The following is a 15,657-nucleotide window of genomic DNA, read 5'->3' on the forward strand; positions in this document are numbered from 1 at the left end:
TAGGCTCAATTTCCAAATAATCCACAATTTATTGCACTGCATCACCAAAAATGCTTGAGATTTTTTAATCTCTGCATGATTATATGCTTATGTAGTTATTTGGTTGAATGTGGATGTATTATGAAAAAAGGAGTATTCAGGTGTCCGATGAACTGAAAAAAATCATAGGCCGCATCATTAAGGCACCAGAAGGGTTCCTAGATGAGGCGAAGCTGGAAGAGGCACGTAAAGCACGTCGAGGCTTTATGGGTAAGGCTCTGGCTATGGGGGCAGGTGTTGCTTCAACAGCGATTGCAGCGGCAAGCGTTCAAGATGGGGATAAGGCAATTCTAAATCTCCCAGATCACAGTAAATCCTTGGGACAACCAGTAGCTGCAACTGGTTATGGTATGCCTTCGCAATGGGAGAAAAATCTTCAGAGGCGCGAAAGTCCTGGGCTGACTCGGGTCACGCAAGCATCTGTGAGCTTTACGCCATTGCAAGGTCTGTTTGGCATTATTACGCCAAGCGGGCTCCATTTTGAGCGGCATCATCAGGGCTGGCACGACATTGATCCTAGTGGACATCGTTTGATGATCAATGGATTGGTTAAAGAAGAGCGCGTATTCACGATGGATGATCTGATGCGTTTGCCTAGTGTTTCGCGGATTCATTTTATTGAGTGCGGTGCAAATACCGGAGCTGAGTGGGGCAATGTGGCACTGCCAACGGTGCAATACACTCATGGCATGTTGAGTTGCTCAGAATTTACCGGCGTATTGTTATCTACCTTGTTAGACATGTGTGGATATGACAAGAAGAATGGTAAGTATGTGTTAGCCGAAGGCGCCGATGGTTCCAGCATGACACGCACGATCAGTATTGATCGTGCGATGGATGATGTGATCGTCGCCTGGGCGATGAATGGAGAGATGCTGCGACCAGAGAATGGATATCCATTGCGCTTGGTCGTACCTGGCGTGCAAGGCGTAAGCTGGGTTAAATATTTGCGTCGTATCGAAGTCGGTGATCAACGTTACGACACCAAGGATGAAACAATACATTACATCGATATGATGCCAGACGGTAAGCATCGTCAATACACCTCGGTGCAAGAATGTAAGAGTGTGATCACGACACCATCTGGTGGCCAGACTTTGCTGGACAAGGGTTTCTATAACATCACCGGTTTGGCCTGGTCGGGTCGCGGCAAGATTAAGCGTGTTGATGTCAGCGTTGATGGTGGTCGCAACTGGCGTACGGCACGTTTGGAAACACCAATCCTAAGTAAAGCACTGACACGATTCAACATCGATTGGGTATGGGATGGATCTCCTGCCATTATTCAAAGTCGTGCCATTGACGAGACTGGTTATGTTCAGCCAAAACTGAATCAATTGCGCGCAGTCCGTGGAACAAAATCGATTTATCACAATAACGCCATTCAATCCTGGAAGATTTCCAGTAACGGTGAAGTTTCTAATGTGCAGGTGTCCTGATGCAAAAAGCAAACTATAAAAAAATCTTACTGGCCAGTGTGATGGCATTGAGTGCGAGCTCCGTTTTTGCGCAAGAAAAACCTTGGCAAAACTTGGGGCGCAAAGCGACGCCGGCAGAAGTGAAAGCTTGGGATATTGACGTGCGCGGTGACTTTAAAGGTCTGCCAAAAGGCAAGGGTTCGGTCGCACAGGGAGAGCAAATTTGGGAAGCGAAATGCGCCAGTTGTCATGGCAGCTTTGGTGAGCTCAATGAAGTTTTTCCACCTTTAGTTGGTGGTACTACCGCAGAAGATATTAAAACCGGTTTCGTCGCGGCGAATGCGCAAGGTGGTGTCGCACAGAAAACGACGATGATGAAGTTGGCGAAATTGTCGACGGTCTGGGATTACATCAATCGTGCAATGCCATGGACTGCTCCGAAGTCACTGCAGCCAGATGAGGTGTATGCGGTGGTTGCCTACATTTTGAATTTGAGTGCAGTGGTTCCATCTGATTTTACTTTGTCGAATGAGAACATCGCTCAGGTGCAAGAGAAGCTGCCAAATCGTAACGGCTTGGTGCGCTTTGATGGTCTATGGGAAACCAAGGGCAAGCCGGATGTGAAAAATGTCGCTTGCATGAAAGATTGTCCGGTAGATCAAATCAGTTCTACTTTGCCTGATTTTGCGCGTAATGCACATGGCAACCTGTTTGAGCAAAATAGGGTGGTAGGTGCCGTGCGCGGTGCCGATACCACTAAACCTGCACCAACTGCAGCAATCAGCGGCGCAGCGGTAAAACCTGTCTCAGCTGTTGTACCTGAAGCTGCACCAGTTAAAGCTGCACCTGTGAAGGAAGCAGCTAAAGCAACGAGCAATGAATCTGCGGTAGCGGTCGATGTCAAACCATTGCTGTCTAAAAATTCTTGTACGGCTTGCCATGGGATGAAGAATAAAGTTGTTGGCCCTGGTTTTAATGAAATTGCAGCGAAATACAAAACCAAAGCTGATGCTGAATCCTATCTGGCTACAAAGATTAAGGCCGGTGGATCAGGTGTCTGGGGTGCGATTCCTATGCCACCACAAGCGCAGTTAAAAGATGCAGATGTAAAAGCAATTGCCGCTTGGATAGTTGCTGGTGCCAAGTAATTTAAGTTATCAAATTTTGTCAGAATCCATCTGATTTTTCGTCTACAAAAAGGAGACATTATGAATACGACACGTCGTTCCCTATTAAAAACAGCCAGTGTATTTGGCATCTTGGCCGCTGCGGGTGTCATCACCTCAAAAGAAGCGATGGCATTTGATGTACGTGCAGGCTTTGATGCCAAGACTTTATCTGAAGCATTAACTGTATTGGGTGGTACCGCAGTTGATAGTAAAGACATCGCAATTACTACGCCAGATATTGCAGAAAACGGCGCAGTGGTGCCAGTTTCCGTTACTTCAAACATTCCGAATACGACAGAGATTTATATCTTCGTCGAAAAGAATCCAACACCGTTGGCTGCGGTATTTATGATTCCTGCGGACACCGAAAGCATGATACAGACCCGTTTGAAAATGGGGCAAAGTACGAATGTGTTGGTGGTTGTTAAGGCCGGTGGAAAACTGTTTAGCGCCAGCAAAGAAACTAAAGTGACTTTGGGTGGGTGCGGCGGCTAAGCATTGTTTAAGAGCGTCGCCTCGCTATCAGCAAACGAATTTAATGGCACACAAAGTGCTCGACATGAATGAAGAAATAAGGAGAACACCATGGCAGATCCAATGAAGATTCGCGCTAATCACAATAATGGCGTGACAGAAGTAAAAGTATTAATGGCGCACCCTATGGAAGGCGGCCTGCGTAAAGATTCGCAAGGCAAGATCGTCCCTGCGCATTTCATCAAAGAAGTGAAAGCAACATTAGGTAGTCGTGTTGTATTGCAATGTTTGTGGGGACAGACAGTCTCACAAAATCCCTATCTCGCTTTCAAATTTAAAGGCGGCGCTAAGGGTGAAAAAGTCCAGGTTAATTGGGTTGATAACAAAGGCGATTCACGCACTGATGAAGCGACGATTGCTTAATTCTATTTAGGCTCCTTACTTAGGGTTTGCCGGCAAGCGAGTTGATCTACACCACACGATGCTGGCTTGCCGGAGTTTTTCTTTGTCGATAAATTGAATGGGTCCGTCGTGAAAAAAATCACACTTTATCTTAGCTTTCTGGCTTTATGCCAAATCACTTCTAGTCTGGTTTTCGCACAATCCGCTTCGGATGAAATTGCGAAATACCGCGCGATGTTGGCAGACGGTAATCCTGCCGAGTTAGTGGAAGCTCAGGGTGAAGTTTTGTGGATGAGCAAGCGCGGACCCAAAAATGTCTCACTTGAAAAATGTGATTTCGGTAAAGGCCCGGGCGTTATCAAGGGCGTCTATGCAGAAATGCCACGTTACTTTAAAGACGCTGATCGCGTGATGGATTTTGAATCGCGTTTGGTGCATTGCATGGTCACACTACAAGGATTTAAGCGTGAAGATGTCGTGAAAAAACCATTCTCTTCCCAAGGTGATCGTGCCACCGATCTGGAAGCATTGACGGCTTATGCAGTAGCAGAATCGCGCGGCTCCATCATCAATGTTCCGCAAAATCATCCTCTGGAAAAAGCCGCCTTTGCACGCGGCGAAAAAGCATTTTTCTACCGTGGTGGTCCGTTTGATTTTAACTGCGCATCTTGTCATGCTGCCGATGAAAAACGCATACGTTTGCAAGACTTGCCGAATTTATTAAACCCAGCTCAGGCGCAAAAAGCCTTTGCCACCTGGCCTGCATATCGTGTCAGCCAAGGTGCGGTCAGAACGATGCAATGGCGTCTGAACGATTGCTTCCGCCAGCAGCGTTTTCCTGATTTGAAATATGGATCTTTAACGTCGATTGATTTGATCACCTATTTAGGGGTGATGGCCAAAGGTGGTGCGATGGATGCACCAGCTTTAAAACGCTGATCGCTGTTCTGACCCCTACTGAATTGAGAAGAGAAAAATCATGAAAAGACAATACAAGATTTCTGCTTTGCTAGTAGTGCTGTTACTGTCGGCCTGTGCTACGGTCATCAGCATGCCCGATGCTGCCAAAGATCTGGCAAATTTTAAGGCGTCCTTCGCTGAAAAAGGTATCGCGAAATTGGATCGCTTAGAGCAGTCTGATTTGCAAAAAAATTGTTCCGATTACGCACAGACAGAAATGCCAGCTGATGTACGTGCGCGTCTGGAAAAAGCAGAATTAGAAGCGGTGAAATTCCCGTCTGATGGCAAGTATTTAGGCGACTGGAAAGAGGGTGAGAAAATTGCTCAGAACGGACGTGGCTTACAATTTTCGGATGACGCAAAGACCGTCAACGGTGGTAATTGCTATGCCTGCCATCAAATTTCCAAGGCCGAAATTGCATTCGGCAATATTGGCCCCAGCCTCGCTGAATACGGCAAGTTGCGCGGTGGTCCTACCGAAGAAATGGTCAAATACACTTGGTCAAAATTATTCAGTTCGCACGCCTACAACGCCTGTTCCGTCATGCCGCGCTATGGCGCGGCTGGCATCCTGACAGAGACGCAAATGAAGGATGTGATGGCATTGTTGCTTGACCCAAAGTCTCCTATAAATCAGTAAGCATTAGTCATTAAAAAATTCAAGCTTTCATCAGCACAGGCTATGGTAGCGAGTAAATCAATAAGCGGAAGAAGAGGTAATTATGAGTATCAGTCGTCGTGAATTTTTGCAAGTATTGGCAGTTGCCAGCGCAGGTGGTATGGCGATCGGCAGTGAAGATGTGTTGGCAGCGCAGCCTGGTGCCAATGAGCGCATCTATGATTTGCCGAAATTTGGTAATGTCAGCGTGATGCATTTCACTGACTGTCATGCACAACTGATGCCGATTTATTTCCGCGAACCGAATGTGAATTTGGGAGTGGCTGGCGCACTTGGCAAAGCACCGCATCTGGTAGGTGAAAACTTACTCAAACATTTTGGGATTAAGCCACATACCGCGCAAGCGCATGCTTTCACTTATCTGGATTTTGAACGTGCGGCAAAAACTTACGGCAAGGTCGGTGGTTTCGCCCATCTGGCAACACTGATTAAGCAAGTGCGTGCGAGTCGCCCGAATGCTTTGCTATTAGACGGCGGTGACACTTGGCAAGGTTCGGCAACTGCCTTGTGGACGAATGGTCAGGACATGGTTGATGCCTGCAAACTACTCGGTGTGAATTTGATGAGCCCACATTGGGAATTCACGCTCGGTGCTGAACGTGTCAAAGAAATTATCGACAAAGATTTCAAAGGTCAGATTAATTTCCTCGCACAAAACGTCAAGACAACAGACTTCGGTGATCAGGTATTCGAACCGTATGTCATCCGTGAAATGAATGGCGTTCCAGTCGCCATTATTGGTCAGGCTTTCCCATATACACCGATTGCGAATCCACGCTACATGGTGCCAGACTGGTCGTTTGGTATCCAAGATGAAAACATGCAAAAGATGGTCGATGAAGCGCGTCAAAAAGGCGCACAAGCCGTGATCGTGTTATCGCATAACGGCATGGACGTCGATCTGAAAATGGCATCCAAAGTCACAGGCATTGATGCGATTATGGGCGGTCATACGCATGACGGTATTCCTATCCCTAGTGTTGTGCAGAATGCCAAAGGTCAGACCTTGGTCACCAACGCAGGTTCGAATGGTAAGTTCCTCGGTGTGCTTGATTTGGATGTGCGTGCTGGCAAAGTACAGGGCTTTAAATATCGCCTGCTGCCAGTATTTTCAAATCTGCTGCCAGCCGATAAAGAAATGCAGGCATTGATTACGAAAGTGCGTGCGCCGTATAAAGATAAGTTAGAAGAAAAACTTGCCGTCAGCGAAGGTTTACTGTATCGCCGTGGTAATTTTAATGGCTCATGGGATCAGTTAATCGTCGACGCACTGATGGAAGTGAAAGGCGCAGAAATCGCCTTCTCACCTGGCTTCCGTTGGGGTACTTCAATCTTGCCGGGCCAAACCATTACGCGTGAGCATTTGATGGATCAGGTGGCAATCACTTATCCATCGACCACCTTAACTGAGATGACAGGCGAGACGATCAAGACCGTACTCGAAGATGTGTGCGATAACTTGTTTAATCCTGATCCTTACTTCCAGCAAGGTGGCGATATGGTGCGCGTTGGCGGCCTCGCATACTCATGCACGCCAAATGCCAAAGCTGGCGCCCGTATCAATAACATGATGTTGAACGGCAAAGCGATAGAAGCGAATAAAACTTACAAGGTTGCAAGCTGGGCACCGGTGGCAGAAGGCGTCAAAGGCGAGCCAATTTGGGATGTGATGGAAACTTACTTCAAGTCACATAAAGTGATTAAAACGAGAAAACTGAATCAGCCTAAAGTCATTGGTATGGAAGGCAATCCTGGACTGGTCGTTTAAAGGCCTTCCATTATTTGCAAACTCAATTTCAACGCTATTTCAGGCCCTAGCTTTATAAACTTTTGGTGTACTTCCGCATGTTGAGTTTGAAACCGGGTTTGAAAACAGTAGCAGGCTTAAAGAATCTTCAAAAAGAAGTCGCGCATATTGCGCAATACAAGATTCCTCTGGTGCTGCTGCTGTCTCGATCAGACTGCCATTTTTGCCATGAAGTCCGTTTGAATTATCTGTCGCCCTTAGTCAGAAGTATCAGTGAAAAGAAATTGGTGATCAGAGAGTTGCAAACGGACGTTGTGAAAACAATTCTGGGGATTGATGGAAATGCGATGGCAGTGAGCGACTTATTGCGTCAATTAAAGGTAAATTTTTTTCCAACAGTTGTTTTTCTCGACGCTGATTTGCACATGCTGGCGGAACCATTACTCGGCTTAAATCGCTCAGGGTTTTACAGCGCTTATCTAGATCAACGAATAGAGTTGGCCGTGCAGGCGGCAAAGATGACTGCAGCGTCAGCGCAAAAATAGTCAGAAGAAAGCGCGTCGGGCAACACACCAAGTCGTCGTAAGAATTTTTTTGTAGTACGTCCTTTGAAAAAAGGAATGAGGGAAGTGCTTGTTTTTAAATAGTGCGTTTATACGTGAATACTGTGTCCTTAAAACGCCAATAATTCCAATCAGGAGACACAATGCAACAAAAGAATAAATTGCTCACACTGAGCACGATTGCCGCCAGCATATTTTTGATGGCACAAAATCCAGCTTCCGCAACCAATGGTTACTTCTCACATGGCTATGGCATCAAAGCAAAAGGCATGGGCGGTGCCGCAACTGCAATGAGCAAAGACAGCTATGGCGGCGCGAATAATCCTGCCAGTATGGTATTTGTTGGTAGTCGTTTAGATCTTGGTGCCGATTGGTTTAAGCCTAGCCGCGATGCAGAACGTAGCGGCGCTGCGATTCCTAGTCTGAATGGAAAAATTACCAGCGGCCAAAATGATTTTCTGATCCCTGAATTTGGTTATAACCGCATGCTCAATAATGATATGTCCGTGGGCATTTCTGTCTATGGCAATGGCGGTTTGAATACAGCGTTTGAACAAGGTAGTTTTAATTGTGGCTCGCCTACTGGCAATAATATGTTGTGTGGTGGCGGCAAGCTCGGCGTCGATATGATGCAATTGATTCTGGCACCTACTTTTTCCGTTAAGTTGAATGCAGATCATGCTGTTGGTATTTCTTTATTGGCTGGCTATCAGCGCTTCAAGAGTGAAGGCTTGCAGGCTTTTAATAATGCCCCGGGCTTTCCACCGTTCACTGGTGCGCCTGGCTCTGTGACGAACAATGGTTATGACAGTTCAACTGGCTTTGGTTTGCGTCTTGGATATCAGGGTAAATTAAGCGATAGCCTGACGGTCGGCGTATCGTATTCCAATAAGATGGATATGCAAGCCTTTGATAAATACAAAGGTTTGTTCGCCGGAGCAGGCGACTTTGATATTCCAGAAAACTATAGCGTGGGATTGGCTTACAGCCCAGATAAGCAGTGGACTGTGGCAATGGATTATCAACGCATCAACTATAGCGGCGTGCAATCGATTGGTAATGCCAGTATGCCTAAATCGCCTTTAGGTTCTGCGAATGGACCAGGTTTTGGCTGGCAAGATATTGATGTTTTTAAATTGGGCGTTGAATATCAATATTCTGAGCAGATAGCATTGCGCGCTGGTTATAACCATGGGAAAAATCCTGTCACCAGCAATGATGTGACCTTTAATATTTTGGCACCAGGCGTTATCCAAAGTCACTTTACCTTGGGTATGACTTATGCGTTGAGCAAAGACACAGAGTTGTCAGCATCGTATATGCATGCACCACGTCAGACCGTGACTGGCCCATCTTTGTTTAATGGCTTATTCCCTGCACCACCGAATGCTGGCGGTACAGAAACAATTGGTATGAGCCAGAATACTTTGGGTGTTGCATGGAGTATGAAGTTCTGAGCGATGCCGCTTATTTGATCTTTATTTGAAATTGGATGGCAAGATGAAGGCAATCTGAAAGCAAATGTAGTTCTCAGATTGCCTGTCTGTCCGGGTAAAAGAAGTTTGCTTAGAAAAGTTTATATGATGAAATTAGTTAGACAATTTTTCGCCAAGAGCATGACCTCACTACTCTTGCTCGTTCCGGCTCTGGCGTGGGCAGATGCCGCCATCGTCTTAAAGCCGATTAAAGTTTCACCGCACGTTTATTATTTTCAAGGCGAGTCGGGTGTAGCAAGTTCTGCCAACCAAGGCTTTATGTCGAATGCGGGCTTTGTCGTGACCAAGGCCGGTGTCGTTGTCTATGATGCATTGGCAACGCCTGTGCTGGGCGAGGCCATGATCGCTGCGATTAAAACGGTGACGAAGCAACCGATTAAAAAAGTGATCGTCGGACACTATCATGCAGACCACATCTATGGTCTGCAAGCATTCAAAAAAATAGGTGCAGAGCTGATCGCCCATGAAGGCGGCAAGCTATACCTCAGTTCGGATTTGGCGCAACAGCGACTAGAACAAAGAAAAGCGGAATTGTTTCCCTGGGTTGATGATAAAACGGTGGTCTTGCCCGCAGATACCTGGCTCAATTTTGACAGCAAGAAGCCGTACACATTTGAACTTGGTGGCATGCGCTTTCAAATTATTGATAGCAGTGGCGCCCATTCTTCCGAAGATATCCTATTATTTGTAGAGAACGATAAAGTCCTTTTTGCGGGTGACATTTATTTCTCTGGACGGATACCGTTTGTCGGCAACGCAGATAGCCGGGTCTGGCTGAAAACACTGGATAAATTGTTAGACGTAAAACCCCGTGTTGTGATTCCGGGTCATGGAAAATATTCCACGAATACCATACAAGACATGCAATTGACCAAGACTTATCTGGAATTTTTAAGGGAAAAGATGGGCAATGCGGTGCAGGAATTAATCAGTTTTGAAGATGCCTATCAACAAACCGACTGGTCGCGCTTTGAGAATTTCCCCGCTTTTAAAGCAGCGAACCGCCTCAATGCATTCGGCACGTATATCTTGATGGAAAAAGAAAGTTTGGAAAAGTAGGACGTTGTTGAGGATGTCATCATTATTCAAGGAGTTCACATGAAAAGCGTTTTTAAATTCTTAGGTGCGGTATTGCTGTCATTAACAACATTGACAGGCTTCGCTGCAGAGCGCGAAGAAAAAGTGATTTACCACATCAGCGACAGCGTGAATGCAACTGCAGGATTGCGCAATGCCCGTAATCACCTAGACCAAAGCCCTAAAGCCAAGATCGTGTTTGTGACGCATGGCCCGGGAATTGATTTTTTGCTCGAAGGCGCAACTGATAAGAATGGAAACCCTTACGACATCCTGGTGCAGGAACTGGCTGCGCGCAAAGTCGAGTTTCGGGTTTGCAATAACACCCTGGTCGCCCGGAAAATAGATAAATCAAAACTCTTACCTGAAACCAGTATTGTTCCCTCCGGTGTGGCGGAAGTAGCGCGTTTGCAGATTCATGAAGGCTATGCCTATCTGAAACCTTAAGTCTGAATCTAAACCTGCATTCAATGAATCCTTAGTGTGCGTGTGTGTGCCGAGTTGAAATTTCTTCTGGGGAGTTGCACTATGAAATCAAGAATATCTTTTCGTATACCTAAGTTTGTATTGATGCTGACTTTGTCGCTCAGTCCGCTCGCTTCTTTGCAGGCGCAGGAGCGCTTATTCAAAAATGCGGATAGCGCTGCTGGCAAGACTTTACATGCAGAAAATAATTGCAGCACTTGCCATCAACAACGTACTGGTAAGGATGAAAAAGACTTTTATACGCGCCTTGATCGTAAAGTCAAAACGCAAGAAAAATTGATTTCACAAATCGCCTATTGCAGCGCGCAATTAAGTCTGAGCTTCTTCCCTGAAGACGAATTAAATATCGCTGCTTTCTTAAATAGCGCTTACTACAAGTTGAAGTAAATTCTTATAGCGGGAGTCATCGTGAATATCGCGGGATGGATAGAGCAGTTTGGAGAAGCAAGTGTGTTGGGTATAGGCGGCGCTTGTATCGGACTGATGTTCGGATTTTTCGCGCAGCGTTCTAAGTTTTGCCTGCGTGCTGCCGTGATTGAATTTTGGCATAGAAAATTTGGCGAAAAACTCTCGGTTTGGCTGCTCGCTTTTTCGAGCGCGGTGGTGGTGATACAAGTCATGATCCTGACGCATGTTGTTGATATCAGTAATGCGCGCCAATTGGCAACAACCGGCAGTATTTCTGGAGCCTTGATTGGTGGCTTATTGTTTGGTGCGGGCATGATACTGACCCGTGGTTGCGCCAGTCGATTGTTGATCTTGTCAGCAAATGGAAACTTGCGAGCATTGCTGTCAGGATTGATATTTGCGGTGGTAGCGCAAGCTTCTCTGGCAGGCGCACTTGCACCTTTGCGTAACACGATTAGTGCTTGGTGGACAGTGTCTGGAGGAAGTTCGCGTGATTTGCTCGCGATCCTAGGGGTTGGACATTGGGGGGGCATTAGTTTTGGTTTGATTTGGTTAGTGGCCGCCTTATTTTTCTCAGTCCGCAGTGGCGGCACAATTTGGAAATGGTTAGGTGGAATTGGCTCGGGTTTAGCGGTGGCATTGGCATGGTGGTTTACTTACACGGTATCAACGAATTCATTTGAGATAGTGCCCTTGCAAGGCTTAACTTTCAGCGGCCCGTCTGCGGAGTGGTTGATGCGCATTCTCTCCGCACCGGGTACGCCTATCAATTTTGATTTCGGTATGCTTCCCAGTGTTTTTGTGGGTTCATTTTTAGGCGCATGGCTAGGCCGAGATTTGAAATTAGAAGGTTTTAAAGATGGCTACAGCATGAGTCGCTACATCATCGGTGCAATCTTAATGGGTTTTGGTGCCATGTTAGCTGGTGGCTGTGCTGTGGGTGCCGGAATTACCGGTGGCGCTATCTTTGCGTTAACCGCGTGGTTAGCTTTGGTCGGTATGTGGATAGGCGCGGGGATTACTGATCGTTTGTTTGACTATGATGCCTATATCGATCCCGGAAAAATGAATGATCAAGCCGCAAACGTTAACTTTAAAGCTCCTTAATACAGAATTTTGACTTCTACTATTTTGAAAAATTAGCACATCATGATAAATCCTCTTCAACAAGAACAGGCCAAAATCAAACCATTTTGGTCGCCATTGATTGCAGGTGTGGCATTAGGTTTGGTGCTCTTGTTGACTTTTGTTTCCACAGGTCACGGATTAGGTGCAACAGGTGCATCAACCAGATTGACTGCCTATTTGGGCTTGGTGGTGGCGCCAGAAGCAACTCATAACAATGCATATCTGGGGCCTATGGTGAGCCATGGAAATCCATTGGGATCATGGATTACATGGCAAGTCATCGGTGTTTCGCTGGGGGCTTTAGTTGCAGCATTTCTAGCAGGGCGTTTTCGCTTGCAAATCGATGGTGAGTTCAGCATTGGGAAAAGACGTCGATTGCTCAGCGCTTTATTGGGTGGAGTTTTTGCAGGATTTGGTGCCCGTATTGCTGCGGGCTGCACTAGCGGGCTCGGTTTGTCCGGAGCGGCGACTTTAGGTCTCGCGGCATTTGTATTTTTAGGTGCATTTTTTGTAGCCGGTATTATCGCTAGTCGCGTAACGAGAGGAGTCTAAGATGTTTCCCTTTGATTATTCTGGTGCGATTTCAGGACTGATTTGTGGTGTTTTATTTGGATACGTTTTAGAAAATTCAGGTTTTGGAAGTCCGTGCAAGTTAACTGCGCAATTTCGCTTTTCAGATTGGTCCGTTCTCAAAGTGATGTTCACCGCGATTGTAGTTGCAGCGACAGGCTTGATCATATTGCAGCAAGCGGGATTTGTGAATATGGAAGCCATCTTTGTACCATCGTCACTATTAGTAGCTTCTGCTGTTGGGGGAGCGCTGGTTGGAGTAGGTTTCGCAGTGGGTGGGTATTGTCCAGGCACATCGGTAGTTGGCTTAGTTTCAGGGCGATTAGATGCCTTGATTTTTGTTCTAGGTATCGTGCTTGGCACCGTGTTATTTGCTGCAAGCTATGGCCCTGCATTGGAAACTTTAATGGCAGCCGGTGAAATTGAGTCAGGCGATAGCATTACAGAAATTTGGGGCATTTCACCATGGATATCTTTGACGGCAATGGTCGCTATCTTAATTGTCGTATTTGAACTAGGTAACTGGTTTGAGAAAAAAACGAGTGGTCCGGTTACTGCAGAACAAGCCGTGGCTGGTGCCAAGAATATGGCTTTACTGAAAAAGGAAAATAAATGAATTCTTCTCAATTAACAGATAAATTGGCGAAATTGCTTTTGGCCACAACGATGGCCGCATCCGCGCCTTCAATTATGGCGCAAACAGCTAAACCTGTTGCACCTTCAACGCCTGCATCATCAAGTGCCAAAGCTTCTGCGAGTACAAGCGTTGTAGCAAAGATCGAAGTGAAGAAAGATAAAATGGAAAGCCCTTGCGCACCAAGTAACCCTTGTGCACCAGGTAAGAAGAAAAAGAAAAAATCTTCTGAAAGCCCATGTGCACCCGCTAGCCCTTGTGCGCCTAAAAAGTAACTTCTATGGAAAAGCTGCTACAGGCGGCTCAGATTGCGTTGGATATACCACTTCGCTATCTGAACGTAGGTTCTAACATGGCAATTGCCGCATTAGCTGGCGCTAAGCAGTTTGAGTATTTGCAGCATTATCCAGCTAACGATGTTATTGATCCTGTACATCATACGAGATTTTTTTATCATGGTCATTCGAGTAAAAAACAAGCCCAACATGAACACGGACATTTCCATATTTTCGTTTACTTTCCGGGATCAGAAGAAATAAATTTTTCACATGTGGCTGGACTTTCTTTGGATGAAAAAGGACAAGCTTTGCGCTGGTTTACGACCAATCGTTGGGTCACCGCCGAGAACTGGCGTCCTGCAAAAGAATTGATCACCTTATTGCCGAATATTCGGCTACATGCACGTGGTCGCCTCGCTCCGGTTGCGAAATGGTTAGAGGCAATGCTGATTCTTTTTCAAATTGAAATAGAGGCTATGCTGATTGAACGTGATGCCTTGGTTGATAGGGAAATTGAATTACGTTTCCTCTCAATGAAGGGATACCATCAAGATCAGTCACAGTGTCGACATGATGTCTTTGAAGATCGTGAACTTGATGTAATTTCAGAGTGTAATGTTTCACTTCATGAACGTATGCAGAGAATCATGTGTAGTTCTTTTGTAAGTGAGTTGTAGATCGAGTTGCAGTAATTTTAGGAGATAAAAATGAGAGTACTATATAAATTAGTCTTCACGTGCGCCAGCTTAATATTTACCAATATGGTGAATGCCCAGTCTTTACCTGGCCCAATAGTTGATAGCGCTTGGTTGGCCGCAAATCTCGATAAGGTACAAATATTGGATGTCCGGTCGAATCCGAAAACATTTACCAGTCAACCAGAATTCGAAACGGATGCCAAGACAGGTAAGAAGACTTTGATTGAAGTAGGTGGACACATTGCTGGCGCGCGTTTAGTCGATACAAAAAATATGCGAGTTGATCGTCTGATCTCTGGGCAAAAAGTAAAGTATATGATTCCAGAAAAAGCAGATTTTGAAAAACTCATGCAGTCATTAGGTGTCGATAATGGCAAACCTATTGTTTTGATTACTATGGGAACCGAGGTCGCGGAAGTTAACGATGCTCTGCGAATGTATTGGCAGATGAAAGTATATGGCGAAGATAATCTCGCCGTACTTGATGGGGGAATGGCAAATTGGCTGTTAGAGGGACGTGACTTCAAGTCTGATGCTACTTCTGCAAAAACGGGAAATTGGCGATCGCCAATTGATAGGACTGAACAGTTCTTTGCGAGTTCTGAGGATGTAGTGAAAGCGATAGAAGGCAGGAAAGTGAATCTGATTGACTCAAGGGATGCGAAGAGTTTTCATGGTCTCGTGAAGCGCGACTATGTGGGGGGCTATGGACATTTGGAGGGGGCAAAATTATATCCAACCGATTTAATGTTTAAGACATCTGGTGGCGCATTAAAATTCATGAGTGCAAACACCTACCGAGCATTGATGCAGGCGCAAGGAATTGACACAAATTCGCCAGCAATCACTTATTGCAATAGCGGACATCTGTCATCCGGTACGTGGTTTGTTGCGTCAGAAATTTTAGGTAACAAGTCGGCTAAGTTATATGATGGTTCTTTACATGAATGGACCTTGGAAAAGCGTGCCTTGAGCGGTGCTGTTCCTCTAAATTAAACCCGTAAATTTATGTCTGGTGTACTAGGTCAACAAGCCCTAGTCGACTCAACGGTGGACGTAGTCCTATTGGATTGAATATTAGGCTTAGAACTAATAATTGTTAGTCTCGCGACCCTATTGATTTGTGTTCTAGTGGTGTTTCCACCAGTTTTATTATTAGATTCGATTTTGCCCACTCGCGTGAGTGGGTTTTTTTTAAGGTTTATTATTCTGATAAAGTTGGTATTGGAGCGTAGCTTGGTATATTGAATTCAGATATACAAGTATCGTGATCAGTCTCGCTCAAATCGCGCAGTTGGTGTTTCTAGAAACGGTTGTATCGATCAGCCTCTTTCAGGTGATAAAGCGGCCAATCTGAGTTCTGGGTTATGGTAGTCATTCAGAAAAATGTAAATAGACCGTATCTCGATTCCAAATGCAATGCATTAGCGA

The 15,657-nt window shown here is 45.7% G+C and carries 18 protein-coding genes; all 18 read left to right on the forward strand.

Annotated features, from left to right (window positions below; genetic code table 11):
• Positions 1-113 precede the first annotated feature (113 nt).
• The 18 genes from soxC (at position 114) to AC1RR2_RS05405 (ending at position 15,222) form a co-directional block, all read left to right on the forward strand.
• The gene (soxC, locus tag AC1RR2_RS05320; RefSeq protein ID WP_493221263.1) at positions 114-1,478 is read left to right on the forward strand and encodes a sulfite dehydrogenase; all 1,365 of its coding nucleotides are present in this window, start codon (positions 114-116) and stop codon (positions 1,476-1,478) included.
• Positions 1,478-2,605: a c-type cytochrome gene (locus AC1RR2_RS05325; RefSeq protein WP_493221264.1), complete on the forward strand. Its 1,128-nt coding sequence runs from the start codon at positions 1,478-1,480 to the stop codon at positions 2,603-2,605. The genes soxC and AC1RR2_RS05325 overlap by 1 nt, the downstream gene beginning before the upstream one ends.
• Before the next feature lie 60 nt (positions 2,606-2,665).
• Positions 2,666-3,121: a thiosulfate oxidation carrier protein SoxY gene (gene soxY / locus AC1RR2_RS05330; protein ID WP_493221265.1), complete on the forward strand. Its 456-nt coding sequence runs from the start codon at positions 2,666-2,668 to the stop codon at positions 3,119-3,121.
• A 90-nt stretch (positions 3,122-3,211) separates the two neighbouring features.
• Positions 3,212-3,523, forward strand: coding sequence for a thiosulfate oxidation carrier complex protein SoxZ (gene soxZ, locus AC1RR2_RS05335; protein WP_493221266.1), 312 nt, complete (start codon positions 3,212-3,214; stop codon positions 3,521-3,523).
• Between the two features lie 117 nt (positions 3,524-3,640).
• Positions 3,641-4,441, forward strand: coding sequence for a sulfur oxidation c-type cytochrome SoxA (soxA, locus tag AC1RR2_RS05340; RefSeq protein ID WP_493221497.1), 801 nt, complete (start codon positions 3,641-3,643; stop codon positions 4,439-4,441).
• A gap of 40 nt (positions 4,442-4,481) precedes the next feature.
• The gene (gene soxX, locus AC1RR2_RS05345) at positions 4,482-5,102 is read left to right on the forward strand and encodes a sulfur oxidation c-type cytochrome SoxX (protein ID WP_493221267.1); all 621 of its coding nucleotides are present in this window, start codon (positions 4,482-4,484) and stop codon (positions 5,100-5,102) included.
• Positions 5,103-5,184: 82 nt separating this feature from the next.
• Entirely contained in the window at positions 5,185-6,909 is a 1,725-nt protein-coding gene (soxB, locus tag AC1RR2_RS05350; RefSeq protein ID WP_493221268.1) for a thiosulfohydrolase SoxB, read from the forward strand.
• Positions 6,910-6,986: 77 nt separating this feature from the next.
• The gene (locus AC1RR2_RS05355; RefSeq protein ID WP_493221269.1) at positions 6,987-7,433 is read left to right on the forward strand and encodes a thioredoxin domain-containing protein; all 447 of its coding nucleotides are present in this window, start codon (positions 6,987-6,989) and stop codon (positions 7,431-7,433) included.
• A 161-nt stretch (positions 7,434-7,594) separates the two neighbouring features.
• Entirely contained in the window at positions 7,595-8,908 is a 1,314-nt protein-coding gene (locus AC1RR2_RS05360; protein WP_493221270.1) for an OmpP1/FadL family transporter, read from the forward strand.
• A gap of 159 nt (positions 8,909-9,067) precedes the next feature.
• Positions 9,068-10,006, forward strand: a complete 939-nt coding sequence (locus AC1RR2_RS05365) for an MBL fold metallo-hydrolase (RefSeq protein WP_493221271.1) — start codon at positions 9,068-9,070, stop codon at positions 10,004-10,006.
• A gap of 39 nt (positions 10,007-10,045) precedes the next feature.
• Positions 10,046-10,471 (forward strand): DsrE family protein, encoded by a 426-nt coding sequence (locus tag AC1RR2_RS05370; RefSeq protein WP_493221272.1) that lies wholly within the window; start codon positions 10,046-10,048, stop codon positions 10,469-10,471.
• An 81-nt stretch (positions 10,472-10,552) separates the two neighbouring features.
• Positions 10,553-10,897 carry a hypothetical protein gene (locus AC1RR2_RS05375; protein WP_493221273.1) on the forward strand — a complete coding sequence of 115 codons (345 nt, stop codon included), beginning with the start codon at positions 10,553-10,555 and terminating at the stop codon, positions 10,895-10,897.
• A 21-nt stretch (positions 10,898-10,918) separates the two neighbouring features.
• Positions 10,919-12,025 (forward strand): YeeE/YedE family protein, encoded by a 1,107-nt coding sequence (locus AC1RR2_RS05380; protein WP_493221274.1) that lies wholly within the window; start codon positions 10,919-10,921, stop codon positions 12,023-12,025.
• A 42-nt stretch (positions 12,026-12,067) separates the two neighbouring features.
• On the forward strand, positions 12,068-12,598 hold the full coding sequence (locus AC1RR2_RS05385) for a YeeE/YedE thiosulfate transporter family protein (RefSeq protein WP_493221275.1): 531 nt from the start codon (positions 12,068-12,070) through the stop codon (positions 12,596-12,598).
• Position 12,599: 1 nt separating this feature from the next.
• Positions 12,600-13,232 carry a DUF6691 family protein gene (locus tag AC1RR2_RS05390; protein WP_493221276.1) on the forward strand — a complete coding sequence of 211 codons (633 nt, stop codon included), beginning with the start codon at positions 12,600-12,602 and terminating at the stop codon, positions 13,230-13,232.
• A complete protein-coding gene (locus tag AC1RR2_RS05395) occupies positions 13,229-13,525 on the forward strand; it encodes a hypothetical protein (RefSeq protein WP_493221277.1) in 297 nt (98 codons plus the stop codon). The genes AC1RR2_RS05390 and AC1RR2_RS05395 overlap by 4 nt, the downstream gene beginning before the upstream one ends.
• Positions 13,526-13,530: 5 nt before the next feature.
• Complete coding sequence (locus AC1RR2_RS05400; RefSeq protein ID WP_493221278.1) at positions 13,531-14,205, forward strand: DUF6969 family protein; 675 nt, start codon at positions 13,531-13,533, stop codon at positions 14,203-14,205.
• 30 nt (positions 14,206-14,235) lie between these two features.
• Positions 14,236-15,222, forward strand: coding sequence for a sulfurtransferase (locus tag AC1RR2_RS05405; protein ID WP_493221279.1), 987 nt, complete (start codon positions 14,236-14,238; stop codon positions 15,220-15,222).
• Positions 15,223-15,657: the final 435 nt, after the last annotated feature.

It is taken from the genome of Undibacterium sp. GW821-FHT11H02 (assembly GCF_058808015.1).

Coding starts and splice junctions, on each gene's coding strand:
- soxZ (WP_493221266.1), top strand. CDS start 3,212: ATGGCAGATCCAATGAAGATTCGCGCTAATCACAATAATGGCGTGACA.
- soxC (WP_493221263.1), top strand. CDS start 114: ATGTATTATGAAAAAAGGAGTATTCAGGTGTCCGATGAACTGAAAAAA.
- soxB (WP_493221268.1), top strand. CDS start 5,185: ATGAGTATCAGTCGTCGTGAATTTTTGCAAGTATTGGCAGTTGCCAGC.
- AC1RR2_RS05400 (WP_493221278.1), top strand. CDS start 13,531: ATGGAAAAGCTGCTACAGGCGGCTCAGATTGCGTTGGATATACCACTT.
- AC1RR2_RS05325 (WP_493221264.1), top strand. CDS start 1,478: ATGCAAAAAGCAAACTATAAAAAAATCTTACTGGCCAGTGTGATGGCA.
- AC1RR2_RS05365 (WP_493221271.1), top strand. CDS start 9,068: ATGACCTCACTACTCTTGCTCGTTCCGGCTCTGGCGTGGGCAGATGCC.
- soxX (WP_493221267.1), top strand. CDS start 4,482: ATGAAAAGACAATACAAGATTTCTGCTTTGCTAGTAGTGCTGTTACTG.
- soxY (WP_493221265.1), top strand. CDS start 2,666: ATGAATACGACACGTCGTTCCCTATTAAAAACAGCCAGTGTATTTGGC.
- AC1RR2_RS05405 (WP_493221279.1), top strand. CDS start 14,236: ATGAGAGTACTATATAAATTAGTCTTCACGTGCGCCAGCTTAATATTT.
- AC1RR2_RS05390 (WP_493221276.1), top strand. CDS start 12,600: ATGTTTCCCTTTGATTATTCTGGTGCGATTTCAGGACTGATTTGTGGT.
- AC1RR2_RS05360 (WP_493221270.1), top strand. CDS start 7,595: ATGCAACAAAAGAATAAATTGCTCACACTGAGCACGATTGCCGCCAGC.
- AC1RR2_RS05385 (WP_493221275.1), top strand. CDS start 12,068: ATGATAAATCCTCTTCAACAAGAACAGGCCAAAATCAAACCATTTTGG.
- AC1RR2_RS05355 (WP_493221269.1), top strand. CDS start 6,987: ATGTTGAGTTTGAAACCGGGTTTGAAAACAGTAGCAGGCTTAAAGAAT.
- AC1RR2_RS05370 (WP_493221272.1), top strand. CDS start 10,046: ATGAAAAGCGTTTTTAAATTCTTAGGTGCGGTATTGCTGTCATTAACA.
- AC1RR2_RS05375 (WP_493221273.1), top strand. CDS start 10,553: ATGAAATCAAGAATATCTTTTCGTATACCTAAGTTTGTATTGATGCTG.
- AC1RR2_RS05395 (WP_493221277.1), top strand. CDS start 13,229: ATGAATTCTTCTCAATTAACAGATAAATTGGCGAAATTGCTTTTGGCC.